This is a genomic window from Marinobacter salexigens (assembly GCF_002806945.1).
GTDB classification, from domain to species: domain Bacteria; phylum Pseudomonadota; class Gammaproteobacteria; order Pseudomonadales; family Oleiphilaceae; genus Marinobacter; species Marinobacter salexigens.
Genome location: NZ_NIHC01000001.1, coordinates 364,742 through 389,715, shown reverse-complemented (window position 1 = coordinate 389,715; position 24,974 = coordinate 364,742). Strand labels below are relative to the sequence as shown.

Sequence of the window (24,974 nt, the reverse complement as noted above, 5' to 3'; positions counted from 1 at the left end):
ACCAAGGCCGCCTGCGTTCGTTAGAGGCTCAAAAAAAGCCCAATGGGTTGATATCGTAGCTGGTCAGCATGCACTTGGTCTGCTGATAGTGCTCCAGCGCCATCTTGTGGGTTTCACGGCCAATGCCGGACTTCTTGTAACCGCCAAAGGCTGCGTGTGCGGGGTAGGCGTGGTAGCAGTTCATCCAGACCCGTCCGGCCTCAAGATTACGCCCCACACGATAGGCACGATTGGTGTCGCGGGTCCAGACACCGGCACCCAGCCCGAATTCGGAATCGTTGGCAATCGCCACAGCCTCCTCTTCGGTTTTGAACGTGGTCACGCCCACAACCGGGCCAAAAATTTCTTCCTGGAACACCCGCATCTTGTTATCGCCCTTGAACAACGTGGGCTGAATGTAGAAGCCATCCTGGAATTCGGCGCCCATTTCTTCCTTGGAGCCTCCGGTGAGCACCTCAGCGCCCTCCTGCTTACCGATATCCAGGTAAGACATAATCTTGTCATACTGCTCCTTACTGGCCTGAGCCCCCACCTGTACATCCGTATCCAGCGGATTGCCGCGTTTGATGGATTTGGTGCGCTCAATTACCTTCTGCATGAACTCTTCATACATGTCTTCCTGCACCAATGCCCGGGACGGACAGGTGCACACTTCACCTTGGTTGAAGAATGCGAGAACCAGACCTTCCACACACTTGCTCACGAACTCCGGCTCGGCCTTCATAACATCTGAGAAATAGATGTTGGCCGATTTGCCACCCAGCTCAACCGTTGACGGAATGATGTTTTCCGCCGCGCACTTAAGAATGTGCGAGCCCACCGGGGTTGAGCCTGTGAAGGCAATTTTTGCAATGCGCTTACTGGTTGCCAGCGCTTCACCCGCTTCGATGCCGTAGCCGTTAACAATGTTAACGACGCCCGGCGGCAGCAGGTCACCGATGATTTCCATCAGTACCAGAATGCTGGCAGGCGTCTGTTCTGCCGGCTTGAGCACGGTACAGTTACCCGCCGCCAGGCAAGGACCAAGCTTCCATACTGCCATCAGAATCGGGAAGTTCCAGGGAATGATCTGCCCGACCACTCCAAGGGGCTCATGAAAATGATAGGCCACCGTGTTGTGGTCAATCTCGCCCATGTGTCCTTCCTGGGCGCGGATGCAACCGGCAAAATAGCGGAAATGGTCAGCTGCCAGGGGAATGTCAGCATTCAGGGTTTCACGTATCGCCTTGCCATTGTCCCAGGTTTCCGCAACAGCCAGCTTTTCCAGGTTGGCGTCAATACGATCGGCAATTTTAAGCAGAATGTTAGCGCGCTCTGCCGGAGAGGTTTTGCCCCAGGCTGGGGCTGCTTTGTGCGCGGCGTCGAGGGCCAGATCAATATCCTCGGCGGAGGAGCGCGGAATTTCGCAGATCAAATCGCCGGTAACCGGCGTTATATTCTCGAAATACTCCCCTTTGACCGGAGCAACCCACTCACCGCCGATGTAGTTTCCGTAACGGGATTTGAAGGAAACGACGGAGCCGTCTTTTCCAGGTTGTGCGTAAATCATTGTCACCACCTCTTGTTGTGTTTGTAAATGACAGCGCGCTCATGCGCGTTTACTCATTCACTGTAGCCCTCAAACAACAATAGGTGAACCTCCAGGGAATTCCGACAACTCCTGCACGCAGTCTTCCAGAAACATTTTGGGGTCCGCCAGGACCGCTTCGTCTGCAACCACACCGAACTGAACCTGCCCGGCATAGCTGACAATGCTGACTCCTAATCCGATATCGCCAGCCTGAGGCACCCAGAACATCTGCTCCGTAATCCGGCAACCGGCAATGTAGCGCGCCTCGGGGGTGCCGGGCACATTGGATACCACAGCACTGGCTTTGCGATAGAACATATCCGAAAGCGGCTGGCGCAATACGTCCGGTATAAGAGAGGCACAGGAAGACAGCCCCCAGGCTATGCCGGGCTGCCAGCTCTTTTTCAGCCGACGGGTTTCTTGCTTGATGCGATAAAGACGCTCCAACGCACTTTCGCCATCGATGGGCAGAGGAACAAACACCGTGCCGAAATAATTGCCAAGCGCACCCGGCTCTGGCTGCAGGTCTTCTGGCAAACGGCTACGAATGTCAACGGGAACGGCAACGTGCAAAACGGCATCTTCCAGAGCCGGGCCAATAACCCCAAGGCGGGGCCGCACCGCAGCGGCGACACAACTGAGCAGAACATCATTAATGGTAACATTCGCCGCCTTGGCGATTAACCGGAACCGGTTGAGCGGAACGGGTACTGACCATCGGCAATAGCGCCGACCCAGCAGGGGGCGCTTGAGATCCGATGGTGTGTCCTCCGGCTCTGCCAGAAAATCACTCAACTCGTTAATCAGCTTCAAGCCGTTGCGAGCCAGCTTATCCAGCAACTCACTGTAGCCGTGCTCATGGTCACCTGACTCTGGGCTTTGTTTTGCTGCACCGGCCTCGGGAGCCTCGGCCCCACCGACTAATTCCTCAAACCGCGTTTTGGCTGCCGACACCCAGGGGGAAAAGCCTTCAGTTTGTTGCGCCCCGTATATCGCAGGATATTGCTGGGGCGAAGCCGAGCACAGGCGGTCAAAAATACTCGTAAGTGAAACACCATCGGCATAACAGTGATGTATTCGAAGCAGCAACGCCGCGCCACCGTCGGCATTCGGCACCAACCAGAACTTCCAAGGGGGGCGATATGAAGGAAGAGGCTGGTTCAGGCGCTCGGAAACCCACTTCTGAAGAGCCGATTCCGTGAAACGGTCAAGCACCACATCCAGATGGTGCCGGAGATCAAAAACCCGATCCAGCTCCCAGAACCACGCCGGCGTGCGTTTCACCGGCATGTACCGGAAGCGCTCCCACGCCATCCAGTAAACCTGTAAAAAATCCCGGAGCCTGGGCGCAGTCAGGCCTTCGACCCGAAACATGACGGTAATGGTCATGGGGTTGTTGGGGGACTCCAAAGCCAGCCAGGCAGAATCTGCAGGCAGCATAAGGTGCGTTTGCTCGTGACTCAAACCCGAACATCCCCGGAAGTGGTGAAGTGAAAAAGCACAGAGTCAGGCATTGTGCCAGACATACACTACTGGCTCCACAAAGCTACACGCCGCCCAAGGTTACAAAATATTACACATATACATGCCTTCACCCTATACTGGTTATAAGGCTTGGTGTATTAGTTATTAGTAGGTAGAAGGTTACCAGCACAACCAAGGTCGAACGACCGCACTCTAAAAACAAGCTACCGCCGTGCTGGGAGGAGATGCAGTATGAAAGCAAGCCACATTCGCAAGCTGATCAGGCCCATTAACAGTGCCTATTCAGAGATGTTCTCGGGACGCGTCTACCGCGTTGGCGAAGGGGCGGTTTCTGTTCGCAATCATAGCGGCGAAGCAGAGCACACCGTTATCGGCGTGCATGGCTTTCTGGAAAACCATTGTTACTTCACCCAGACCTACGACGCACCAACAACAGAACTGATCCTGCTTACCTGCAGCAACTACCATATTCCGGTAAACGGTGTAACGCCTGAAAATCCCGAATGGGAAGTGCCGATCAAACATCTGGAAGGCACTATTGAATACGATGCCTGCATCTTGAACCAGGCGCTTTCAAACTTGCCCAGCACTCGAAATGTGCGAATTCACGGCCACTCCCGGGGCGGTGCAGTTACTCTTGAGGCGATAAAACAGCGCCCCGAGCTTTATGAACACGTAGAAGTGGTTCTTGAAGCGCCGGCCCTGCCACAGGGTAAAGTAAGCCCGTTGATATCCGCTCTTCTGGAACCCGTGAGCCACGGCATGTGGCCCTGGTTGATTCGCCTGATCAGCAACGCACCAGCGTCTGCCTATGGCCAATCCTTCTTCGGTAAAATGAACCCGCGCAAAAAACAGCTGCTGGCCAGTTTGTTTTACTCAACCCGTGATCAGCTGACGATTGTTCGCAACATAGAGAACATATTGGACTGGATGCAGCGCACCGACACCAACGTTTACCAGCATGTGCGCCACGGCACCTTCCTGGTACCCGGAATAGACCGCATTCTGGATCGACAGGCCATGCTCACCAGCGCACGGCAGAGCCCAACCACCATGCGGATCATTGAAACCCACGCACCCAGCCACTTCGTAACTCTTGACAGCAAAGAATGGCTGCCGGGCTTCGAATCTCTGGCCGCCGCCTCTCAAGGCTAGGGCCAGACATTCAGTTTCATGAAGTAGCGTCCGGCACCTGACCGGGTTTGCTGCACATGAGACATCCCTTCGGTAAACTACTAGCTTCTTCGCAAAACCACCGGAGCTGGCACCATGTATCGTGAGCGCCTTATTAGCACAGATGTGCGCTCAGAAAGCGCCCGCCGTCTGCAAAAACTGTTGCTGGACTATCACGACTTTCGCCATCATAAGGCAGGCCACCGGCTGTTCGATAGCACGTTTATTATTGCCGACTGGCAGGCTGGGCGCCTGAAGGCTACCCATCAGGATTTGTACCAGCACCCTGGCTACCATGCTGGCCTGGAATTTCTGCTCACCGACCTTTACGCTCCTACCGGCATGACCCACCGCGACGACAACATAGACCGGGTCTTTCCGAAAATGGTCAAGTGGCTGCCGGATCAGCAGCTGGAAGTGCTTGCGGGACTGGTCGAGCTTAATCTGATTACCCAGCAACTGGACCTTGAGCTGGCGGAACTGCTTGATGAACGCCGCATTCCTGCACGAATGGTCACCGCCGAGCACTACTGCGAGGTTTACCGCGCCAGCCAGAAGCTGGAGCAGCGTAGAAGGCAGGTTGTACTCGTCGCCGATGTGGGGCAGCAGTTGGATCGCTACGTGCGCAACCGAACCCTCGGCTGGCTGCTTTCAATGAGCCGGACACCCGCAGAAATGGCCAATCTGAGCGACCTGCATAATTTCCTGCATCGGGGTTATTCCGCCTTCCGGAAGATGGATAAAGTGGATGTGCTGATTGAGCGGTTGGTAACCCGTGAACAGCGGGTTATGGACAACATTCTCAACGGCCACCCGGAGCCATTTGCGCTCCCGGGCGACCTTTGAAAGAGTCAGACCTTCAGAATCTGATCAAGCTGGCTGTTAATTTCCTGTTCAATCCTTGATTTGAAAGGCCGCAACAACATGCCCAGCTCCAGACGCACGTTGAGGTCGCCATTGGTAATCTTCACATGACCTTTAACGCCCGAGCGTTTGAATTTGAGATGATCGCCTTCCCACTGGTAGTTGAGTTCGAACTTGTTGGAAAGATCCTTGGCAAGCGCTTCTGCGGCTTCGCGAGCATGTTCTTTATCAAGAGTGTGGGCGCGGTGTACATCGATTACGGACATGAATCAGTTTTCTCTTCAAAATTGGACAGTTTTACAGTGTAAGGCGGTATTAAACGTGTAGCTACCCTTGTAGCAACTCCGTCAAGCGTTAGAATACGAGGTCCAGCTTCTGACAGGACATACCCCATGAGCGAGCAACAAACGCCAGCCACCCCCGGCAATGGTCAGGACGAGGTTACCCATTTTGGTTTCAGTAATGTGGCCAAGAGCCAGAAAGCTGGCCAGGTAGCCGAAGTATTTCACAGCGTGGCGGGTAAATACGATCTCATGAACGACCTTATGTCCATGGGCGTTCATCGATTGTGGAAGCGCTTCACCATTGAGCTATCAGGTGTTCGCCCGGGGCATCAGGTTCTGGACATTGCCGGTGGCACCGGTGATCTCACCATGAAATTTTCTGACCTGGTTGGGCGAGATGGCAAAGTGGTTCTCGCCGACATCAACGCCTCCATGTTGCAGGTTGGGCGCAGCCGCCTGACGGATCGCGGTTACGCCGGCAACATTGAGTACGTGCAAGCCGATGCCGAGCACCTGCCATTCCCGGATAACAGCTTCAATGCCGTATCCATTGCCTTTGGCCTGCGCAACGTAACCGACAAGGATCAGGCACTGCGAGACATGATGCGAGTACTCAAGCCTGGCGGAAAGCTGATGGTGCTGGAATTCTCCAAGCCCACTAACCCACTGCTCAGCAAGGCCTACGACACCTACTCGTTTACGGCTCTGCCACTGATGGGCCAGCTCATCGCCGGTGACAGCGAGAGCTACAAGTATCTGGCCGAATCCATCCGTATGCACCCGGACCAGGACACACTCAAAGGCATGATGGAAAACGCAGGCATGGTGAACTGCAAGTACTACAACATGACCGGCGGCATTGTGGCCCTGCACGTGGGAACCAAACCCTGATGTTTCCCGGCCCGACCCTGCTTACGGCGCTCACCGCCATAATCGAGCGGGCACTGAACCACGCGCTTGAACTGGACCCCGCCGGCCAGCAGGCGCTGCTGGGCGCCCTTGAAGGGCCGGTACAGTTCCGCATTACCCACCCGATCTCCCTTACCTGCTCACTGCACAGGGCAGGCAACCGGGTGCAGGTGCGCAGCCAACCCGTTCACGATCACGCACTGGAAATCAGCGGCAAGCCACTGGCCTTCGCAGCGCTGGCCACCGGTGACAACCGTGTATTCACGGATAACCGGTTGAGTGTTGCTGGCGACACTGCCTTGGCACACCAGTTTCAGCGAGCACTGGATAAACTGAATCCGGACTGGGAAGCCGCCATGGCAAGGCACATAGGCGACGTGCCAGCTCACTTCATCGGCAAGCGTATTCGTAACGCCGTCGGCTGGAGCCGTCAGGCATTCAGCGCCCTGAACGCCAACATTGAAGAATATGTGCACGAGGAAAGCCGCGCCCTGCCCGGCCGCCGCGAACTGGAAGCCACGTTCGAAGACATCGACACCCTTAGCCTGCGCACCGAACGCCTGGAAGCGCGCATTCACCAGATCGAAAGCCGCGGCACTACTGACAAACCGGAGACTCCGTGACCCGCCTGCAACGCCTGATTCGCATTTCCTGGGTATTCTGCCGCTACCGGCTGGACACGTTTTTACCAATAGCGGAGCTTCCCGCGCCTTTGAAGGTGTTTTTTCTGCTGGCGCCCTGGCATCTTTTCCCGCAACCAAAACTTAGCCGCGGTGATCGCCTGCGTTTGGCTCTGGAAGAGCTTGGCCCGGTATTCGTAAAGTTCGGCCAAATACTCTCCACCCGCCGCGATTTGTTACCCGACGACATGGCGGAATCACTCAAAACCCTTCAGGACCGCGTTCCACCCTTTTCCAGCGATGTTGCCCGCAATATTATTGAAACCTCCCTTGGGGCGCCGGTAGCCGAGCTGTTCAAGGAGTTCAGTGCAGATCCTTTGGCCTCAGCTTCCGTAGCTCAGGTTCATGCGGCAACCCTGCTGAATGGCCAGGAAGTTGTAGTGAAGGTGCTGCGCCCGGGTATTGAAAAAGTGATCCGGCAAGACCTCGCCCTGATGTATCTGATGGCCGGCCTGCTTGAGAAGTACTGGGCAGAAGGCAAGCGACTGCACCCGGTAGAGGTGGTGGCAGACTACGATTCCACCATCCACGACGAACTGGACCTGCAGCGGGAAGCCGCCAACGCAAGCCAGCTCCGCCGCAATTTTGAAGGCTCCTCGCTGATCTACATTCCGTTTATCGACTGGGACTACACTCGCAAAAACGTGATGGTAATGGAGCGCATCTACGGCATTCCTATTGCCGACGTTCCCGCACTGGAAGCGGCCGGTGTAAACCTGAAGGTGCTGGCGGAAAAAGGCGTCGAGATCTTCTTTACCCAGGTATTCCGGGACAGCTTCTTTCATGCCGACATGCACCCGGGCAACATTTTTGTAGACGTATCCAACCCCGCCGACCCGAAATACATCGCCATCGACTTTGGCATAGTGGGCACCCTGGCACCCGACGATCAAAGCTATCTTGCGCGCAACCTGCTGGCCTTCTTCCGCAGGGATTACAGGCAAGTGGCGCAGCTTCATATTCAATCTGGCTGGGTGCCACCAGATACCCGGGTAAACGAATTCGAGGCGGCCATCCGCACCGTATGCGAGCCGATTTTTGAAAAACCCCTGAAAGACATCTCCTTCGGCCACTTCCTGCTGCGCCTGTTCCAGACTGCACGCCGCTTTAACATGGAAGTTCAGCCGCAGCTGGTTCTACTACAAAAGACCCTCTTAAACGTAGAGGGGCTCGGTCGCCAGCTGTATCCGGAACTGGATCTATGGAGCACTGCCCAGCCTTATCTGGAAGGCTGGATGCGCAAACGGATAGGCCCAAGCGGCCTGATAAAATCCCTGCAAACCCACCTGCCCTCATGGCTGGAGCAGTCCCCTGAAATGCCCCAACTGGTTCACGACGCACTGCTACAACTGCGCTGTGCCGGCCCTACCGAGAAGCAAAATCAGGATACCCTGGCACTGCTCCGCGAACAGCAGCTCAGAACCGACCGCCGCTGGCGCCGGGGAATTGTCGCTCTAGCGCTGGTTGCCGCAGCCCTAACAGGAACCCAGCCCGAAGCCCGCGAATGGGCAGAACACGCGTCAGTGTGGACTTGGGCGTTTCTGGCAGCAGCGGGGATGCTGGTATGGCGTGGTAGTCGCTAGAGGGGGCATGACCATCATGGGGCACACCTCGATAGGAGGGGCCTCTGGACACGACATAAGCTGCAGTGAAGAGGTCGATCGTGTTCATAGGCTCATTCTGGATACGGAGAATGATGCTCCAAGCCAGAGAGAACCTTTCAAATGCGGCGTCCCAGCTAAAAGGGCGTGCATAATCCCGGCACTCCCTTCCTTGATCAAAGGCACGCTCAACCCTGTCAGCATAACTAGGGGGTTAGCATCACCTTGCCTATATTGGCACGGCCTTCGATGTAGTCGTGGGCCAGTGCCGCATCGTCAAAGCTAAAGGACTGGGCAATGGTGGGTTCGATCCAGCCCTCTTCCACGCCGGCGATGATTTTATTCATCCACAGGCGAATTTTTTCAGGCTCATGCCAAAGCCGCCCCATATTGATACCGAACACAGACCTGTTTTCGTTCATCAAGCTGATGGGATGGAATATGGGCATCATCACTGCAGTTTTCGCCAGCGATAACTTGCTGCCAAAGCCATTGCCAGATGCTACTGAAATTCCAAACATCGCCAAGCGCCCGGATGCGCGCAAAGCCCTGTAACTCTTACGCCAGCTCTCTCCACCCAGTGGGTCGAGAATCAGCTCAGCGCCTTTACCCTCGGTAAGGCGCATCAACTCGGTGTACCAGTCATCATTTCGGTAATCTATGGCGTGGTTAAGGCCGCGAGACAGTAAGTACTCATGTTTCCCCGGGCTGGCCGTCCCAATGGTGGTGGCACCAATGTGCTGTGCAATATCCAGCGCAGCAAGGCCTACCCCGCCCCCAACGTTGTGAATCAAAACGGTGTCTTCCGGCTGCAGCGCACCACAAATAATAAGGGCTTGCCAGGCGGTCAGATAGTTCACGGGGATAGCTGCCGCTTGCTTATAGGAGAGCCGGCCTGGTTTCTCGAAGATCTGGTTGAGAGAAACAACTACCTGGGATGCATGGCCGCCAAACCGGGTCAAAGCGATTACAGGCTTACCCATCCATTTTTCTTCGACACCGTCGCCAATGGAGTCGATCACACCTGACACTTCATACCCGGCAGTGAAGGGAAAGCTTGGGGCATCCTGATACAAACCTTGGCGCGCCATAATATCAGCAAAGTTCAGGCCCGAAGCTTTAACCGAGATACGCACTTCACCCGGGCCAACCTCCAGGCTTGGGAACTCCTTGAGAGTCAGTACGCTGCTGTTTCCAGCTTTAGGTATGATCACGCGCTTCATAGGGACTCCGGTATCGTGTTCCAAGTAGTATCTTTGTTCATCGGATATGACATAGTTCAAGCACACGATAGGAGTTATATCACAAGCATGTCGTCATTAGAGCTGAGAATCCCCCTCCCGCAGTTGCCGCCATTGCAGCACTTATCATGTGGGGCATAAATGTGGTGACGCCATTACTTCAATTTCACGACACCACTCAAATAGTCGCGGCCATCTTGGTCGCATTACCCGGCCTTATAGCGTTTGCGCTCTATATAACCCGATTTCAAATCATTCCGGAGGAACGCGCCCTCGATGCGATCTTCGGACCCGAATATACTGCGCCCAAAGTGCGGATTAGACGCTGGATTTGATGCCTGAGTGAGGCAACCATAGGGGCTCATTCGCAGCTTGATGACCGGCTCTAACCAGAAAACGTCCAGGCCAACACTCTTGTAAGCTTGTTCCCCTGCCTCATTTCAATTTCCCGTACCTCAGTCGCTCCAAGCTTGCGGATCAACTTTATAGAGGGTTTTACGTTTTCGGCTTTTGAGACCAGGCATGTAAACCAACGGCATTGCACTGCAAATACCTGGCTTTCTTTTATCATTTTCTTAAGAAACATCTGTTCGCCGCCCTTGCACCACAGCTCCGCTTCCTGACCACCAAAGTTCAGAGCTTGCGATGCAGGCACCGGCTTTTTCTCACCCCGATTACGCGCAAGGTTTTTCAGCTTTAACTGACTGCTCTTGAGTGCTTCTTCTTGTGAAGCATGGAAGGGTGGATTGCACACACTGACATCAAAAAACTCCCCCTCCTGAATAATTCCGTCGAAGATCTTATGCCTATCACTTTGCATACGCAGGCTGAATAGGTCTTTCAGCGTGGGGTTATTGGCGATAATCTGGGCCACGTTATCAAGCGACAGGGCGTTTATATCACTGCCAACACAATGCCAGCCGTACATTTGGCACGCCAGTATCGGGTATATGCCATTGGCCCCGGTGCCTATATCGAGCAAGGTAATGTCGTGTTGCGTGCCTGCCTGATGGGCAAAAGGCTCAAATTTCCCAAACAGCTCAGCTACGTGATGGATGTAATCGGCCCGCCCTGGAACAGGGGGACAAAGTGCGCCTTCCGGAATATCCCAGTCAACGATGCCGTAGTAGTGCTTCAGCAATGCGGCATTCAATAACTTTACGGCCTGTGGATCTGCGAAATCTATGGAGAGGTTGCCGTAGGCGTTTGCTTTAACATAGGGCGCTAATACAGGCTGGCTTTTTATAAGGGCTGGAAAATCGTAGCCTTGCTTGTGCAGGTTTTTCGGATGCAGGCCTTTTGCACCAGGTTTCGGTTGATGCGTATTACGTCGCGGGGAACGGCTCAAAGTTTTATTTCCGGGGTTTGTAAATCAAAGCCGGCGCCTGAGTCCAGGAAGATACCGGCTTTGAAGGTCATAGCGGCTATGAATGCTCAGGACTTGGTGAGTTTTTCCCACTCTTTAATCGCATCCTCTTTCGTGGTGCCGTACTTCTCTTGTACTTTACCAATAAAGTGGTCGCGGCGGCCGGCGATCTCATCCACATCATCGTCTGTTAACTTGCCCCAGTGTTCACGCACCTTGCCTTTAAGTTGCTTCCAGTTGCCTTCAATGATGTCATCATTCATAACAATTTCCTCGCTTTAACCGGGCGACGTAAAAATAGCGCGTCGCCGAAATAAAAGGAACATCGGGCTTGCAGCATCTACCGCAAGCCGTAACATCGATAGTAAACTTGGCATAGGAGCCTCGGTTAAACAATGCTTTCCAGGTTGCGATAATTTCATCCCGATTACAGAGTCAGGCAGGAGCCTTAGATGTTGCAGGCGCATGAGTTCTGGTTGTTCTTCAGTGCAAGCTTTTTGCTCTGGATAACACCAGGGCCAGACACTGTGTACATTTTAGCCAGAACCGTATCCCAGGGACGCTTTGCCGGGCTGTTATCAGTATTCGGCGTTAGCGCAGGCATACTGGTGCACACCCTGTTTGCAGCAATCGGGCTTTCTGCGCTACTGGCAACGTCGGCGCTGGCATTTGCAGCTGTCAAGTTTATTGGTGCTGCGTACCTGATCTACCTTGGCATTCAGGCCTTGCGCAGCCATAGCAAACTGTCGATATCCGGGGAAACTGCTGTTCAGCGCAGCTCACAGTTGTTCTGCCAAGGCTTTCTGACCAACCTGTTGAACCCCAAAATCGCCATTTTCTTTCTCGCGTTCCTGCCACAGTTTGTAGCCCCCGAGGCCGGTAACAGCTCTGCTGTATTTCTGTTTTTAGGCGGTGTATTTGTACTGGGCGGTACGGTGTGGTGTCTTTTTTTGGTCGCCTTCGCCGCCAGCTTTTCAGAGGTAGCCAGATCGAACTCTCGCTTGTCTGGCGCGGTAGGGAAAGTTACCGGGTTTGTGTACATCGGGCTTGGTTTGAACCTGCTTCGTGCGAAGTTATAGTTTTGCAATTCTCGTTTTCTATCAGGATTCATAAAAATGAAAGACTTATCTGATACTCTAGCCACCCTTGATTGGCTTGAAGTCATCCGCTGGACAGCGGATGGCCTGGTTCCTGCTATCGCACAGGATTCGGCCACGGGTGACATCCTGATGATGGCCTGGATGAACAGGGAATCCCTTCGCCTCACAGCCGAAGAAGGCCAGGCGGTTTATTGGTCACGCTCACGGGGTAAACTCTGGCGCAAGGGCGAAACCTCGGGGCATCAGCAGATTGTAAAGGACATCCGCCTCGACTGTGATGAGGATGTGATACTGCTGAAAGTGGAACAGAAAGGCGGTATTGCCTGCCATACAGGCCGGCGCAGCTGCTTTTACCGCTCCCTGGAAAATGGCCAGTGGGTGGGTGTTGACCCCGTTATTAAAGATCCGGATGCCATATATGGCAGCAACTGAGGAGTGCGTGCATTGAGTGATGTTCTGGAAAACCTGGCGCGGGTTCTGGAAGCCCGTAAAGCAGCCGACCCGGAGAAGTCCTACGTTGCCAGCCTTCATGCTAAAGGCCTGAACAAGATTCTGGAAAAGGTTGGCGAGGAATGCACCGAAACCTTGCTGGCCGCCAAGGATGCAGAACACTCCGGGAACACCCGCGCAGTGATCAGCGAAACGGCGGATTTGTGGTTCCACAGCATGGTTATGCTCTCCAACCTGGGTCTTGGTCCCAAGGATGTTCTGGATGAGCTGAACGGCCGCTTTGATCTTTCCGGGCTAGAAGAAAAAGCATCCCGAAGCAGGTGACCGGGTTATACCCCTTACGGGGGTTTCCGCCACCCTGCTCGGATAACGTATACTGTTAATTTACGCAAACATCAAAACGAGGATCCCGTAATGGGCATCAGCATCTGGCAACTTCTTATCGTACTGGGCATCGTGATTCTGTTATTCGGAACCAAGAAGCTACGCAACATTGGCACCGATCTTGGTGGTGCTATTCGTGGTTTCAAAAAGTCCATGAGCGACGAAGACAGCAAGACGGACGACCCGGATTCGCTGGAAACTACTCATGAAGAACAGGCCCATCAGGCATCTGAAGAGAAGCCCAGGGAAAAAACCAAAAGCTGAGACCAGACAAGATGTTTGATATCGGCTTTATTGAGCTGCTGATTTGCGGCGTTATAGCTCTATTGGTGCTTGGCCCCGAACGGCTACCCACAGCTGCCCGGGCGGCTGGGCGCTGGATTGGTGGTGCGCGCCGCATGGTCACCCAGTTCACCTCGGAGCTGGATCGCCAGTTAAAAGCCGAAGAACTGAGAAAAGAGCTGAGTGACGCCGGCGATGTTGGCCTGGACGACGTAAAGAAAACCGTGCGGGGCGCTCTGGACGAAGCCAAAAAGTACGAGCACATGATCCTGTCGGACGATCCCGCCAGCAAGCCAGCAAGCAACCAAAGCACCGCCGCCCCCGATGAAAACAAGCCCGCACCGTCAGACGCCGCACCAAAACCGTCGGATAAGCCTTCATGAATGCAAAAACAGATGGTGAACAGCCAGACCATAAGAGCAGTACACCTGAACAACCTGAAATGCCGCTGGTCGCGCACCTGCTGGAACTTCGCGATCGCTTGCTGAAGATGGTTCTGGCGGTCGTTATCTGCTTTGCCATTATTTACCCCTTTGCTAACGAGCTGTATCTCTGGTTATCCGAACCTATTCGGTCTCTGCTGCCCGTAGGCCAGACCATGATCGCAACGGATATCACCTCGCCGTTTTTCGCGCCTCTGAAGCTGGCCTTGTTTTTGTCGGTCTTTGCAGCGATCCCAATCATCCTTTACCAGCTATGGAGCTTCGTTGCTCCCGGCCTCTACGCCCATGAGAAGCGTTTGGCATTCCCACTGCTCTTTACCTCCGTAATTCTGTTTTACCTGGGGGCGGCATTTGCGTATTTCGTGGTATTCCCACTGGTGTTCGGGTTTTTTACCGCCATAGGCCCGGAAGGGATTGTTGAACTGCCAGATATCAGCAGCTACCTGAACTTCGTACTGAAAATGTTCTTTGCATTCGGAATTGCCTTTGAGATCCCCATTGCCACTATTCTGCTGATACTCAGCGGTGCAACAACGCCATCAGACCTTGCAGCGAAACGCCCCTATGTTGTGGTGGGATGCTTTGTGATCGGCATGATGCTGACCCCCCCGGACATCATTTCCCAAACGCTCCTGGCTGTACCCATGTGGATTCTGTTTGAAGCTGGGATTTTATTTGGCCGACTGGCGGTTCGTGAAGTGTCAGATACGGAGACGGACGAGCCTTCCTCTAAATGAATCACGCCTTACTCTTTGATGAGGATTTTGTGGCGCCAAACCGCGCAGTCCTGCGGGGGCGCCGGCTCAAGCACATTCGGTCGGTGCTCGGCGCCTCCCTGGGTGACCAACTCCCGGTTGGCCGTGTCAACGGTCTGATGGGGAGCGGAGAAGTTATAAAACTCACAGATTCAGAAGCTGAACTGCTTGTTAATCTCGACCAGCAACCGCCATCACCACTCCCCCTTTCGCTTTTCCTGGCCATGCCACGACCTAAAATGTTCCGCCGCATTCTGCAAACCAGCGCGACGCTGGGCATCAAGGATATCTGGCTGATCAACAGCTATAAGGTTGAAAAAAGCTTTTGGCAAACGCCTTGGCTGTCGGATGAACACCTGCAGGAAAACCTTACGCTCGGTCTGGAGCAGGCAAAAGATACGAATATGCCGAAAGTGCATATTCGCAAGCTGTTCAAGCCCTTCGTGGAAGATGAGCTGCCCAGCTTGTTACAAGGCAAGGTGGCCCTGGTTGCGCACCCGGGCACCGCGACGCCCTGTCCCACGTACCTGAACAAGCCTGCAGCGCTGTGTGTCGGCCCGGAAGGCGGCTTTACATCTTACGAAGTAGGTAAGCTGGAAGAGGCGGGCTGCCAAGGCGTTCACCTGGGACCCCGCATTCTGAGAGTGGAAACAGCCGTTCCCGTTCTGGTTAGTCGGTTATTCGACGCTTGCCTGTGATCTGGATGCCCACATCCGAATCAGTGGCGTAAGTACTGCCACCAGCAACCCGCCCGCCAACAAACCAACCAGCCCATTAGCAACCGTAGAGAAGAGCACCGCCGGGATGCCGCCAAACCCTGCAGCAAAGTTCTCTATAGCGTTATAAAGTGGGGTTACGCCGTGCACCAAAATGCCGCCACCTACTAAAAACATGGCAATCGTGCCGACAATGGACAGAGTTTTCATAAGGTAAGGCGCAAACCAGAGTATGCCATGGCCTATTTTACGAGCCAGCACACTCTCTTGTTGGGTCAGGTAAAGCCCGCCGTCGTCGAGCTTCACTATTCCAGCCACCAAGCCGTAAACGCCGACTGTGATCAGCACTGCAACCACCGCCAGCACAGCAAACTGTATCCCGATAGTTTCTGCGGTGACCACTCCGAGAGTGATGGCAATTATTTCTGCCGACAAGATGAAATCGGTGCGTATAGCGCCTTTAATCTTTCGCCTTTCTACAACTCGCAAATCCACTTCAGGCTGTTTTAATGCCTTGAGCAACTTTTCTTTCCGCTGTACCTCTTCCTCTGAATGGAAGAACTTGTGGATGATTTTTTCAGCACCTTCAAAGCATAAAAAAGCACCGCCAAGCATCAACAGGGGCGTAACCAGCCAGGGTACGAAAAAACTGATAGCAACCGCAGCGGGCACCAGTATAGCTTTGTTTGCGAACGAACCCTTGGCAACAGACCAGACTACAGGAAGCTCCCGAGCCGCTCTTACCCCTGTTACCTGTTGGGCGTTCAGGGCCAGGTCATCTCCCAGCACCCCGGCGGTTTTTTTGGCTGCCGCCTTGGTCATCATGGAGATATCGTCAAGGATAGTAGCAATGTCGTCGAATAGCGCGAGTAGACTGGTTCCTGCCATAAGTACCGATTCTGTAGTGAATTATTCGATTAAATATCGAGGCCCATGGCCTCAGCCGCAATTCTGTTTTTTACCGGACCCAAACCATCAAGCCAACGCATTCCGGTATTTCTCAGCCATCTGAGTGGCAACTCATCGCGGCCAAATAGCTGCTTGAAGCCTTCCATAGCCACCATCATGGTCAAATTCTCGCCTTTACGGCGGCGCTGATAGCGTGCCAGTACCAGCTCATTGGCCGGGCTCAAACCGCCGGGTTTTGCTTTGCCCAGTTCCTCCAGCAACACCCGGACATCGCCGTACCCGAGGTTGGCACCCTGGCCCGCCAGGGGGTGAATGGTGTGAGCTGCATCGCCCACCAACGCAAATCCGGTTGCTATGTAGTCTTTGGCATGGCGCTGTCGAAGCGGGAAGGAAAAACGCCTGGAAATCGACTCGATGGTGCCAAGCTCTCTTTCAATCGCCCTCTCAAGTTCCGCAGTAAAGGTGGCATCATCAAGTGCCATCAAACGGCGGGCTTCTTCGGTGTCCTGGGACCAGACGATGGAGCAGTAATGTTCATCGCCGCTTTCCGTTGCCAGCGGCAAAAACGCCAGAGGCCCGGTTTGTGAAAACCGTTGCCAGGCGGTGTATCTATGGGGTTGAGCCGTGCGAACAGTGCAAACTATTGCCTGCTGGTCGTAATCCCATTCGCGGGTAGGAAGCCCTGTCCACTGGCGCAGGCGGGAGTTGGCGCCATCCGCGGCAATCACAAGGCGGGCGCCAAGTTTTCTGCCATCGGCAAGCTCAATGCTGCGCTGATCACCATGCATGGAGCAACCGACTACCTGCACCCCGTCAATCAACTCTACGTCGCTGGTCTCGACAACCTCGAACAGCGCCCGCACCAGTGCACGGTTTTCTACGATGGTGCCAAGGGCTCGAGCCTGCAGCTCAGCGGCATCAAAATGGATTCGTCCAGTGCCATCGCCGTCCCACACAGTCATGCCCTGGTAGGGGCAATGGCGGCCTGCTACAACACCTTGCCAGGCGCCCAGTGATTCCAGCAACCGCTGGCTGGCCATGGAGAGGGCACTGACTCGCGGCTCAAAATCCGCAACACCTTTAACCGCAACGGGCGCCTGCAACAGCGTGGCACGGTCACCACCTTCAACCAGTCCAACCCGCCAGCCCTGCCTGGACAAGCCAAGAGCCAGAGCGGTGCCTGTCATGCCACCGCCAACCACAAGAATATCGAACACTTTGATGTCACTCATTTCTTCTCGCTCGCCGTTGGACGGTTTATAACGGCACGACGCCCACCTGTGCCCATAGCCTTGCGCGCAAACAGACGCTTGGCTCCGGGCAACAAATCCAGGCCTACCAAACCGGCGTCCCGCGCTGCAGCCACTGGTGCAAGTGGATGACCAAAAATACGGATCAGAGAATCCGAGAACTGCACAGTTTGCTGCCAGTCCGGGCGGTGCAGTTCGTGGTAGCGACGTAAAACCTGCAAATCCCCGGGCGACAAATCTTGTTCTTGCGCCAGCCGAAACTGTTCTACCAGCGTCATCAGCCCCCGCAAAGCAAGATTAAAGCCCTGCCCGGCTACCGGATGCAAAGCGTGGGCAGCATTACCCACAAGCGCGACACCCGGCCTTACGGGCTCGCTTACTGTGGTCAGGGTCAGAGGGTAATGACTGCATTCACCTATGCGATCAAACCGACCCAGGCGCCAACCAAAGCGCTCCTGGAGCCGCTGGCACTTTTCATCCTGGGGCATGACCAGGAACTCTTCGAGTTCTTGATCGCTCAACGTCCAGATAAGTGCGGATTGATGCCCTGCACGGGAAGCTGATCCGTGGGGCAAGAGTGCCATGGGCCCGGTTCCGGTAAAACGCTCAAATGCGGTGAATTGGTGACTGTCGCTGGTGGTTACGTTGGCAACCAGCGCGTTCTGGTTATAGCCGCGATGGCTTGGCTGAAAGCCCAGTTTTTCCCTCAACCCGGAGCGGCCACCATCTGCAACAATCAGGCATTGTGCCGTTAAGGCGGTTATCGCATCACCGGTCTTCAAGCTAACGCTTACGCCCTGCTCCAGCGGTGTCATACCAATGACTTCGGCAGGCGCCTGCCACTGAATATCGGCTTCAAGCAACTCCCTCATCAAGCACAGCCCCAACCAGCGGTTATCCACCACATAGCCCAAGGCTTGCTGCTCGTATTCGCTGGCATTCAGGCGGGTGGCGCCGAAACGTCCCCGGTCGGACACATGGATACGCTGAATGGGCGTGGCATGCTCTGATATCCGTTGCCACAGCCCGAGCTCTTCAAAGATCAGCCGGGAACCCCAAGCTAAGGCTGTAGAGCGGGCGTCATAGCTGGGCTGGTACGAGTCAGGCAAGGCATCTGCCGCCAGCGGAAAAGCCTCGACCACAGTAACCCGCAAGGCTGGCGACACCCTTGCAAGCGCAAGCGCAAGCGTAGCTCCCGCCAATCCCCCACCAGCAATGACCACATCGGTATCAGTGTGTTTCACAGACTCATTCCGCCATCAGGGCTTCGATTTCATCAACAGTCTTGGGCACGCCGCTCGTTAGCACCCGGCAACCATCTTTGGTGACCACCACATCGTCTTCGATACGAATACCAATGCCATGCCACTTTTCCTCCACCTCGGTGTTTTCCGGCGCTATGTACAAGCCTGGCTCAACCGTCAGCGCCATGCCCGGCTCAAGCAACCGCCAGGCATCGCCGATTTTATAGTCACCCACGTCGTGCACATCCAGGCCCAGCCAGTGGCCGGTGCGGTGCATAAAAAAGGGTTTGTAGGCTTCGCTGGCAATGGCATCGTCAACGGTGCCAGACAATATGCCCAAATCGATCAGACCGCCGGTCAATACTCTCAAAGCCGCTTCGTGGGGATGATTCCAGTGATTGCCGGGGCGGACCGCGTCGATGGCAGCGTGTTGCGCTTCCAGCACCACCTCGTAAACTGCCCGCTGCTCCGGGCTGAACTTGCCGCTGACCGGGAAGGTGCGGGTAATGTCAGAGGCATAACATTCAACCTCACAGCCCGCATCGATCAGCACCAGGTCGCCATCTTTCAGAGGGGCGGTGTTTTCGATGTAATGCAAAATACAGCCGTTGGCTCCCGCACCAACGATGGAGGGATAGGCCGTGGATCGGGCGCCGTTATCCATAAACGTATGAATCAGCTCAGCCTCAAGATTGTATTCGTAACCACCCTTGCGGGCACGCTTCATGGCACGGCGGTGGGCTTCTGCGCTGATCTGCCCGGCCTTGGCCATGGCCTTGATTTCGTTGGCGCTTTTGAAAAGCCGAAGGTCGTGCAAAAGATGCTCCAGCGCCACAAACTCACCGGGCGGATGGGCACCGCTTTTAACCTTGCTGCGGATCACCTTGACCCAGTCCATTACCCGGGTATCAAACCCCTGATCTTTGCCTAGCGGGTAGTACACCCGACTGCGGCCTTCGATCATGCCGGGCAGTATGTCGTCAATATCAGCCACCGGGAAAGCATCGTCCAGTCCGTAGCGCTCAATCGCACCTTCGGGACCCACAAGAAAACCATCCCACAGTTCTTTTTCAGGATTCCTCTCTTTGCAAAAGAGCACCGACTCGCCGTGTTCACGGCCGGGAATCAGCGCCAGTACGGCCTCGGGTTCACCGAAACCGGTCAGGTACTGAAAATCGCTGTCCTGACGAAACGGGTGCAACACATCCCGATTACGAACACGCTCCGGTGCGGCCGGAATAATGGCAATGCTGTCTGGCGCCATACGCTCCATCAGTTTGCGACGGCGCTCGGCGAATTCCTTGACGGGTATAATGGACGACATGGGTTCTCCCGCAGTGTGTAAGATTCTCAGTGCAGTGTTGGTGCTTCTGATGCCGGCTTTTCCGGCGGATTGAATTCGGTGAACACAGCCAGGGCCCCGAGCCGGATGTACTCGGTTATTTCCACCAGTTGCTGCTCGCTTTCCTCATCCGAATCCTGGTCTTCAGAAACCTGACTTATGGCTACCATATCCTCGATGAGTTCCCGGATTTCCTCCGGTGCGTCTCCCAGCGACTCGCCGGCAGACAAGGCCATGCCCTCAAGAAAACCGCGCACCCAGGCCACAAGGGCTTCCAGGCGTTGGTCGATGGCATAGTCATCGTCTGGCAACAGAGGGTGAAAGCTCATGTCAGCCGCCTTCAAAAACTCCAATGTTTGTTTGTAGGCTTCGTTCATGAAGCCTGCAAGACTTTCATCCTCCTCAGCGGAGCTTTCGGGCAGCCCCATGTGCTCACATACCATGGCCAGCCATTCATCTTCCTCAATGCGGGATCCGGTAGCCAAGCGGCCGCATAGTGCCCCATGCAGTTCCGAAGGATGACTGAACGCTTTGTGGGCTGTAAAAACATTCGCCCAGCGCTCAAATTCAGCAGCGTAGCCCGTGCTGGCAGTGTCTGTCTCTGACATGAAGCAAGACAATCCTGTGTTGTGGAATGAGGCATTCATTCTAGCATTCAGGCGTCTTCAAGGCACTCGCAGGTTGGTGCGCCAAGTGCAAGAAACACCGACTTGCAACTTATAACACGCCTGTAAATTGACCGTTATCTCACACACACTTATAGTAAGTCGCAATAACATCAACTTATGCTGGGCACGTCATGGAACAGTCCGAAGTACAAGCATTAGCGGACAAGCTGGACAAGCTGATCGAACACTGCCAAAAACTGGAGCAGACCAACGCAGGCCTGAGGCAGTTGCAGGATGACTGGAACCGGGAACGGGCCCAGCTTTTGCAAAAAAATGATCTTGCTAAAAACAAGATCGAAGCCATGATCGGCCGCCTTCGGGCGCTGGAGCACCACTGATGTCTAAGCAATCCACCACCGTTGAGGTGAAAATTCTCGACAAAGAATACCTGGTCGCCTGCCCTGCGGAGGAACAGGATGCTCTTATTCGGGCAGCCACTCACCTGGACAATAAAATGCGAGAAATTCGTGCCAGCGGCAAGGTGTTTGGAACCGAACGTATTGCGGTGATGGCCGCTCTGAATATGACCCACGAACTGCTCGAGCGGAACACCATGTCCGAAGCCACCAGCACACTCCTAAAAGCCATGGACAACAAGCTGGAAAACGCCCTCGGGGAACAGTCAAACCACTGATTTTCTGTAGTTTCCCCTATAGGTGTTGCAATTCACCCCGCATCTGGCCCTATAATGGAATCACTTCCTGGGCTGTTCGCAAGTCGGATTCGTCCTCGAGCCGATGCGCTTTACCCAGGTGGCCACTTCAGGGCATTGTGTGCACGTCCCCGCAAGGGGAAAGCCTAATATGTCACAGCGGCTACCGACCTTGAACTTTGGGTTCAAGGGCTACATCCGATAACGGCAGCTCGGGAAGCTTTATTTTGAGCCAGAATTCCGACTCACACCCTTCCGTATCCGGCTTACCTCCCATATCCCGCAGCGAACTGCGAAAGCAATTACGCCAGCGCAGGTGCTCTCTGTCACTCAGGGAACAGGAACAAGCCTCTGCCTCCCTCGCTCTTAATCTTCTGAAAAATCCGGATTTGCACCGGGCCAGGCACATAGCTATTTATCTACCTAACGATGGCGAGATCGACCCGCATCCATATATGACTATGGCCCGGAACAAAGGCATTCAGTTTTATCTACCGGTGCTGCACCCGATTCACTCGGGCAGGCTGGTTTTCAGCCCGTATTACGATGGCGTTGAACTCACTGCGAACCGTTACGGCATCCCCGAACCAGCATTCAGCAAAGGGCTCAGGCGGCCGGCTTGGGCACTGGATGCAGTGCTGTTTCCACTGGTGGGGTTTGACAGGAACGGCGGGAGACTGGGAATGGGGGGCGGGTTCTACGACCGCACTTTCGCGTTCAGCCGTTTGCGCCCCAGACTGGCACCCAAGCTTATTGGCCTGGCTCACGACTTCCAGAAGGTGGACGAGTTGCCGATTGAACCCTGGGATGTACCACTACACAGCGTGGTGACAGACAAGCAGGTGTACCAGGTAAAATAATCCGGGAAAAACCTTACTTTGTCAGCGACGGTCTGGCTGCATAGGCGGAGACTGGTGCAGCGGAATTTGCTGATATGGATGCAGGCCTGCTTTCAGATGCCTGAAGCGAGGTAAACCCTGTGATTACGAGGCCGACAGCAAAAGCCAGCACAATGGCCCGGATAACATCAGGCTTACCACCCATGACACGCATTCCTGTTCCAGATATGGTTAATTCTTCAGAAAATCAGCTAGCTATTCTTGTTTTCAAGAATTCGACGAAAGATTAACACGCATCTGGCATTTTACAATTTTTAACAGGTTACCGTTCAGTAAGAAATGCGGAAGCATACTAACTATGGCGGGATGCCAGTCCGGAGGTTATCCCTCGGACTGGCAGGCTGACTCAGGAGGCGTTGCCGTTACCCGCCCCCAAAAACAACTGATAAGCTTCATTATCCGTCATATTTTCGTAACGGAAGCCCACTTTCTCCAACATTGCTTCAAAGTCTTTTACTTCATCATCGTCTACCTGAGCACCCAACAGCACCCGGCTGTAGGCCGCGCCATGGTTGCGGTAGTGGAACATGGATATATTCCAGCGCGTGCCCAGCGACATCAGCAGCTTCAGCAAAGCCCCCGGGCGCTCAGGAAACTCGAACTGAAACACTTTTTCGTTTGTAATGATCGGCGCGTGACCACCTACCATGTGGCGGATATGCTGCTTGGCCATATCGCTGTCGGTAAGATCAACCACGGAATAGCCGTTTTCCCGAAGATCCTGCACCAACTCATCCCGCCCCAAACCGCCTGCCTGTATCTGGATACCCACAAAGATGGTGGCTTGACTGGTATCTGCATAGCGGTAATTGAATTCCGTGATGCTGCGCTTGTGCAGTGAGTTGATAAAGGTTTTGAAGGCACCCGGCTTCTCAGGAATGGTGACTGCAAGGATAGCCTCACGCTTTTCACCGATTTCCGTGCGCTCGGAAATATAGCGCAGACGATCGAAGTTCATATTGGCACCACTCAGGGTGGCGATCAGGTTTTCATCTTCAATCTGTTCACGCTCAATGTATTTCTTGATTCCTGCAACACCCAGCGCACCCGCAGGCTCAGAGATTGAGCGGGTATCTTCAAAAATGTCCTTGATGGCGGCGCAGATCTCATCAGTGGAAACCGTGATAACTTCATCCACGTGATCCTTGCAGATTTCCCAGGGGTGTTTTCCGATCTGTTTAACGGCAACACCGTCCGCAAAAATACCCACTTCATCCAGCACCACACGCTTGCCAGCCTTCATGGCGGCTTGCAGGCAATTCGAATCTTCCGGCTCCACACCAATCACCTTGATTTCCGGGCGCAGGTACTTGATATACGCAGCCATACCGGCAATCAGTCCACCACCACCTACACAGATAAATACCGCATGAATAGGCTTGCTGAACTGCCAGAGCATTTCCATGGCGACCGTGCCCTGCCCGGCAATCACATCAGGGTCGTCGTAGGGCGGGATATAGGTGTAGCCATGTTTTTCAACCAGCCCCTGGGCATGGGCCGCGGCCTCATCAAAGGCATCGCCCTTGAGCACCACCCGCGCTCCGTTGTCCCGCACTGAGCGCACTTTGATCTCCGGCGTGGTCTGTGGCATCACGATTACCGCCTTGATGCCCAGCTTCTTGGCCGCCAGCGCCACGCCCTGCGCATGATTTCCTGCAGACGCACAGATAACACCTTTCGATTTCTGCTCGTCAGACAACTGGGCAATCCGGTTGTACGCACCGCGAATCTTGAAAGAAAACACCGGCTGAAGGTCTTCCCGCTTGAGCATAATATTGTTGCCAAAGCGTTTGGAAAGACTACGGGCTTCAGTGAGGGGCGTTTCGATGGCCACGTCATAGACGCGCGCATCGAGAATCTTCTTGATGTAGCGTTGCGGCATGATAGTTCCGGTTGCTGATGATTGGTCGGGGAAAACCCACAGTGTAGGAAGTTTGCACGGCTGTCGTCTATAAGCAGACGGCTCTTAAGCGCTATAATGGCCCTGAACTCACACGATTTGCACCCGGAGCGCCTAATGACCCAGGACGAACTCAAAAAAGCCGTTGCCAAAGCGGCCGTAGATTACATCGCACCGCGTCTGGAGCGTGACAGTATTATTGGCGTAGGCACAGGAAGCACCGCCAACTTCTTTATCGACATGCTCGCAGACCTGAGAAACGAATTCGACGGTGCTGTAGCCAGTTCGGAAGCGACAGCAGAACGTCTGAAAAGCCACGGCATACCTGTGTATGACCTGAACAGCGCCGGCGAGCTGGAATTCTATGTAGATGGCGCCGACGAAACAAACGAAAACCTTGAGCTTATCAAAGGCGGCGGTGGCGCCCTGACCCGCGAAAAAATCGTTGCAGAAGTTGCCAAAACCTTTATCTGTATTGCAGACGAATCCAAAAAAGTGGACATACTGGGCGACTTCCCACTGCCGATCGAAGTTATTCCCATGGCACGCAGCCATGTTGGCCGCGAGATCGTCAAACTCGGCGGCGACCCGGTGTACCGGGATGGCTTCACCACCGACAACGGCAACATCATTCTGGACATCTACAACATGGACCTTTCTCGCCCGATTATGGCTGAGGAGCGGCTGAACAATATCGTAGGTGTTGTCACCAATGGCCTGTTTGCCCGCCGGCCAGCGGATCTTTTGCTGCTTGGAACCAGTACCGGGGTTGAGAGCATTCCTCGCAAAGGCACCTGACCCGCCCCC

Annotated in this window: 28 protein-coding genes and 1 other RNA gene; 17 read left to right on the top strand and 12 right to left on the bottom strand. The window is 54.6% G+C overall.

Going from position 1 to position 24,974, the window contains the following annotated elements; all coding sequences use genetic code 11:
- Positions 1 to 28 precede the first annotated feature (28 nt).
- Entirely contained in the window at positions 29 to 1,549 is a 1,521-nt protein-coding gene (gene exaC / locus CDH47_RS01810) for an acetaldehyde dehydrogenase ExaC (RefSeq protein WP_100638116.1), read from the bottom strand.
- A 69-nt stretch (positions 1,550 to 1,618) separates the two neighbouring features.
- Positions 1,619 to 3,034: a WS/DGAT domain-containing protein gene (locus CDH47_RS01805; protein WP_239985544.1), complete on the bottom strand. Its 1,416-nt coding sequence runs from the start codon at positions 3,032 to 3,034 to the stop codon at positions 1,619 to 1,621.
- Between the two features lie 252 nt (positions 3,035 to 3,286).
- Between CDH47_RS01805 and CDH47_RS01800 the strand changes: the two genes are divergently transcribed.
- Positions 3,287 to 4,210 carry an alpha/beta fold hydrolase gene (locus tag CDH47_RS01800; RefSeq protein ID WP_100638114.1) on the top strand — a complete coding sequence of 308 codons (924 nt, stop codon included), beginning with the start codon at positions 3,287 to 3,289 and terminating at the stop codon, positions 4,208 to 4,210.
- A gap of 114 nt (positions 4,211 to 4,324) precedes the next feature.
- On the top strand, positions 4,325 to 5,074 hold the full coding sequence (locus tag CDH47_RS01795) for a DUF8198 family protein (RefSeq protein ID WP_100638113.1): 750 nt from the start codon (positions 4,325 to 4,327) through the stop codon (positions 5,072 to 5,074).
- Between the two features lie 5 nt (positions 5,075 to 5,079).
- Here the strand turns inward: CDH47_RS01795 and CDH47_RS01790 are convergent, their stop codons facing one another.
- Positions 5,080 to 5,358 carry a polyhydroxyalkanoic acid system family protein gene (locus CDH47_RS01790; protein WP_100638112.1) on the bottom strand — a complete coding sequence of 93 codons (279 nt, stop codon included), beginning with the start codon at positions 5,356 to 5,358 and terminating at the stop codon, positions 5,080 to 5,082.
- Positions 5,359 to 5,484: 126 nt separating this feature from the next.
- Here CDH47_RS01790 and ubiE point away from each other — a divergent pair, with 126 nt between their 5' ends.
- Genes ubiE through ubiB form a run of 3 tightly spaced genes read left to right on the top strand, consistent with a single transcriptional unit; the run spans position 5,485 to position 8,548 of the window.
- Positions 5,485 to 6,267: a bifunctional demethylmenaquinone methyltransferase/2-methoxy-6-polyprenyl-1,4-benzoquinol methylase UbiE gene (gene ubiE / locus CDH47_RS01785; RefSeq protein ID WP_100638111.1), complete on the top strand. Its 783-nt coding sequence runs from the start codon at positions 5,485 to 5,487 to the stop codon at positions 6,265 to 6,267.
- On the top strand, positions 6,267 to 6,908 hold the full coding sequence (locus CDH47_RS01780) for a ubiquinone biosynthesis accessory factor UbiJ (protein WP_100638110.1): 642 nt from the start codon (positions 6,267 to 6,269) through the stop codon (positions 6,906 to 6,908). The genes ubiE and CDH47_RS01780 overlap by 1 nt, the downstream gene beginning before the upstream one ends.
- Complete coding sequence (ubiB, locus tag CDH47_RS01775; RefSeq protein WP_100638109.1) at positions 6,905 to 8,548, top strand: ubiquinone biosynthesis regulatory protein kinase UbiB; 1,644 nt, start codon at positions 6,905 to 6,907, stop codon at positions 8,546 to 8,548. The genes CDH47_RS01780 and ubiB overlap by 4 nt, the downstream gene beginning before the upstream one ends.
- 224 nt (positions 8,549 to 8,772) lie before the next feature.
- Here the strand turns inward: ubiB and CDH47_RS01770 are convergent, their stop codons facing one another.
- The 3 genes from CDH47_RS01770 to CDH47_RS01755 form a co-directional block, all read right to left on the bottom strand.
- A complete protein-coding gene (locus CDH47_RS01770) occupies positions 8,773 to 9,789 on the bottom strand; it encodes a zinc-binding dehydrogenase (protein ID WP_100638108.1) in 1,017 nt (338 codons plus the stop codon).
- A gap of 403 nt (positions 9,790 to 10,192) precedes the next feature.
- A complete protein-coding gene (rlmF, locus tag CDH47_RS01760; protein ID WP_100638107.1) occupies positions 10,193 to 11,155 on the bottom strand; it encodes a 23S rRNA (adenine(1618)-N(6))-methyltransferase RlmF in 963 nt (320 codons plus the stop codon).
- A gap of 86 nt (positions 11,156 to 11,241) precedes the next feature.
- Positions 11,242 to 11,436, bottom strand: coding sequence for a CsbD family protein (locus tag CDH47_RS01755; RefSeq protein WP_100638106.1), 195 nt, complete (start codon positions 11,434 to 11,436; stop codon positions 11,242 to 11,244).
- A gap of 189 nt (positions 11,437 to 11,625) precedes the next feature.
- Here CDH47_RS01755 and CDH47_RS01750 point away from each other — a divergent pair, with 189 nt between their 5' ends.
- From CDH47_RS01750 to CDH47_RS01720, 7 genes are all read left to right on the top strand, one after another.
- Positions 11,626 to 12,252, top strand: a complete 627-nt coding sequence (locus CDH47_RS01750) for a LysE family translocator (RefSeq protein WP_100638105.1) — start codon at positions 11,626 to 11,628, stop codon at positions 12,250 to 12,252.
- 36 nt (positions 12,253 to 12,288) lie between these two features.
- The gene (gene hisI / locus CDH47_RS01745; RefSeq protein ID WP_100638104.1) at positions 12,289 to 12,705 is read left to right on the top strand and encodes a phosphoribosyl-AMP cyclohydrolase; all 417 of its coding nucleotides are present in this window, start codon (positions 12,289 to 12,291) and stop codon (positions 12,703 to 12,705) included.
- A gap of 12 nt (positions 12,706 to 12,717) precedes the next feature.
- Complete coding sequence (locus CDH47_RS01740) at positions 12,718 to 13,047, top strand: phosphoribosyl-ATP diphosphatase (RefSeq protein WP_100638103.1); 330 nt, start codon at positions 12,718 to 12,720, stop codon at positions 13,045 to 13,047.
- Between the two features lie 90 nt (positions 13,048 to 13,137).
- On the top strand, positions 13,138 to 13,371 hold the full coding sequence (gene tatA, locus CDH47_RS01735; protein WP_100638102.1) for a Sec-independent protein translocase subunit TatA: 234 nt from the start codon (positions 13,138 to 13,140) through the stop codon (positions 13,369 to 13,371).
- Between the two features lie 11 nt (positions 13,372 to 13,382).
- Positions 13,383 to 13,772, top strand: a complete 390-nt coding sequence (gene tatB / locus CDH47_RS01730; RefSeq protein WP_100638101.1) for a Sec-independent protein translocase protein TatB — start codon at positions 13,383 to 13,385, stop codon at positions 13,770 to 13,772.
- On the top strand, positions 13,769 to 14,569 hold the full coding sequence (tatC, locus tag CDH47_RS01725) for a twin-arginine translocase subunit TatC (RefSeq protein WP_100638100.1): 801 nt from the start codon (positions 13,769 to 13,771) through the stop codon (positions 14,567 to 14,569). The genes tatB and tatC overlap by 4 nt, the downstream gene beginning before the upstream one ends.
- Positions 14,566 to 15,285 (top strand): 16S rRNA (uracil(1498)-N(3))-methyltransferase, encoded by a 720-nt coding sequence (locus tag CDH47_RS01720; RefSeq protein WP_100638099.1) that lies wholly within the window; start codon positions 14,566 to 14,568, stop codon positions 15,283 to 15,285. The genes tatC and CDH47_RS01720 overlap by 4 nt, the downstream gene beginning before the upstream one ends.
- On the opposite strand, the gene CDH47_RS01715 is transcribed toward CDH47_RS01720, so the two are convergent.
- The 5 genes from CDH47_RS01715 to CDH47_RS01695 are packed head-to-tail and all read right to left on the bottom strand — an operon-like array spanning position 15,265 to position 20,656.
- Complete coding sequence (locus CDH47_RS01715; protein ID WP_100638098.1) at positions 15,265 to 16,191, bottom strand: DUF808 domain-containing protein; 927 nt, start codon at positions 16,189 to 16,191, stop codon at positions 15,265 to 15,267. The genes CDH47_RS01720 and CDH47_RS01715 overlap by 21 nt on opposite strands.
- Before the next feature lie 29 nt (positions 16,192 to 16,220).
- Positions 16,221 to 17,444, bottom strand: coding sequence for an FAD-dependent monooxygenase (locus CDH47_RS01710; RefSeq protein ID WP_100638097.1), 1,224 nt, complete (start codon positions 17,442 to 17,444; stop codon positions 16,221 to 16,223).
- On the bottom strand, positions 17,441 to 18,706 hold the full coding sequence (ubiH, locus tag CDH47_RS01705) for a 2-octaprenyl-6-methoxyphenyl hydroxylase (RefSeq protein WP_100638096.1): 1,266 nt from the start codon (positions 18,704 to 18,706) through the stop codon (positions 17,441 to 17,443). The genes CDH47_RS01710 and ubiH overlap by 4 nt, the downstream gene beginning before the upstream one ends.
- A gap of 4 nt (positions 18,707 to 18,710) precedes the next feature.
- Complete coding sequence (gene pepP / locus CDH47_RS01700) at positions 18,711 to 20,030, bottom strand: Xaa-Pro aminopeptidase (protein ID WP_100638095.1); 1,320 nt, start codon at positions 20,028 to 20,030, stop codon at positions 18,711 to 18,713.
- A gap of 26 nt (positions 20,031 to 20,056) precedes the next feature.
- Positions 20,057 to 20,656 carry a UPF0149 family protein gene (locus tag CDH47_RS01695; RefSeq protein WP_100638094.1) on the bottom strand — a complete coding sequence of 200 codons (600 nt, stop codon included), beginning with the start codon at positions 20,654 to 20,656 and terminating at the stop codon, positions 20,057 to 20,059.
- Positions 20,657 to 20,847: 191 nt separating this feature from the next.
- Here CDH47_RS01695 and CDH47_RS01690 point away from each other — a divergent pair, with 191 nt between their 5' ends.
- The 4 genes from CDH47_RS01690 to CDH47_RS01675 all read left to right on the top strand — a co-directional run bounded on the left by CDH47_RS01690 (position 20,848) and on the right by CDH47_RS01675 (position 22,228).
- Positions 20,848 to 21,054 carry a TIGR02449 family protein gene (locus CDH47_RS01690; protein WP_100638093.1) on the top strand — a complete coding sequence of 69 codons (207 nt, stop codon included), beginning with the start codon at positions 20,848 to 20,850 and terminating at the stop codon, positions 21,052 to 21,054.
- Entirely contained in the window at positions 21,054 to 21,350 is a 297-nt protein-coding gene (locus CDH47_RS01685) for a cell division protein ZapA (protein ID WP_100638092.1), read from the top strand. The genes CDH47_RS01690 and CDH47_RS01685 overlap by 1 nt, the downstream gene beginning before the upstream one ends.
- Positions 21,351 to 21,411: 61 nt before the next feature.
- Positions 21,412 to 21,591, top strand: a non-coding RNA gene (ssrS, locus tag CDH47_RS01680) — 6S RNA.
- A gap of 4 nt (positions 21,592 to 21,595) precedes the next feature.
- Complete coding sequence (locus CDH47_RS01675) at positions 21,596 to 22,228, top strand: 5-formyltetrahydrofolate cyclo-ligase (RefSeq protein WP_100638091.1); 633 nt, start codon at positions 21,596 to 21,598, stop codon at positions 22,226 to 22,228.
- 385 nt (positions 22,229 to 22,613) lie between these two features.
- On the opposite strand, the gene ilvA is transcribed toward CDH47_RS01675, so the two are convergent.
- Positions 22,614 to 24,149 carry a threonine ammonia-lyase, biosynthetic gene (gene ilvA / locus CDH47_RS01670; protein ID WP_100638090.1) on the bottom strand — a complete coding sequence of 512 codons (1,536 nt, stop codon included), beginning with the start codon at positions 24,147 to 24,149 and terminating at the stop codon, positions 22,614 to 22,616.
- 135 nt (positions 24,150 to 24,284) lie between these two features.
- Here ilvA and rpiA point away from each other — a divergent pair, with 135 nt between their 5' ends.
- The gene (rpiA, locus tag CDH47_RS01665; protein ID WP_100638089.1) at positions 24,285 to 24,965 is read left to right on the top strand and encodes a ribose-5-phosphate isomerase RpiA; all 681 of its coding nucleotides are present in this window, start codon (positions 24,285 to 24,287) and stop codon (positions 24,963 to 24,965) included.
- The last annotated feature ends 9 nt before the right edge of the window (positions 24,966 to 24,974 follow it).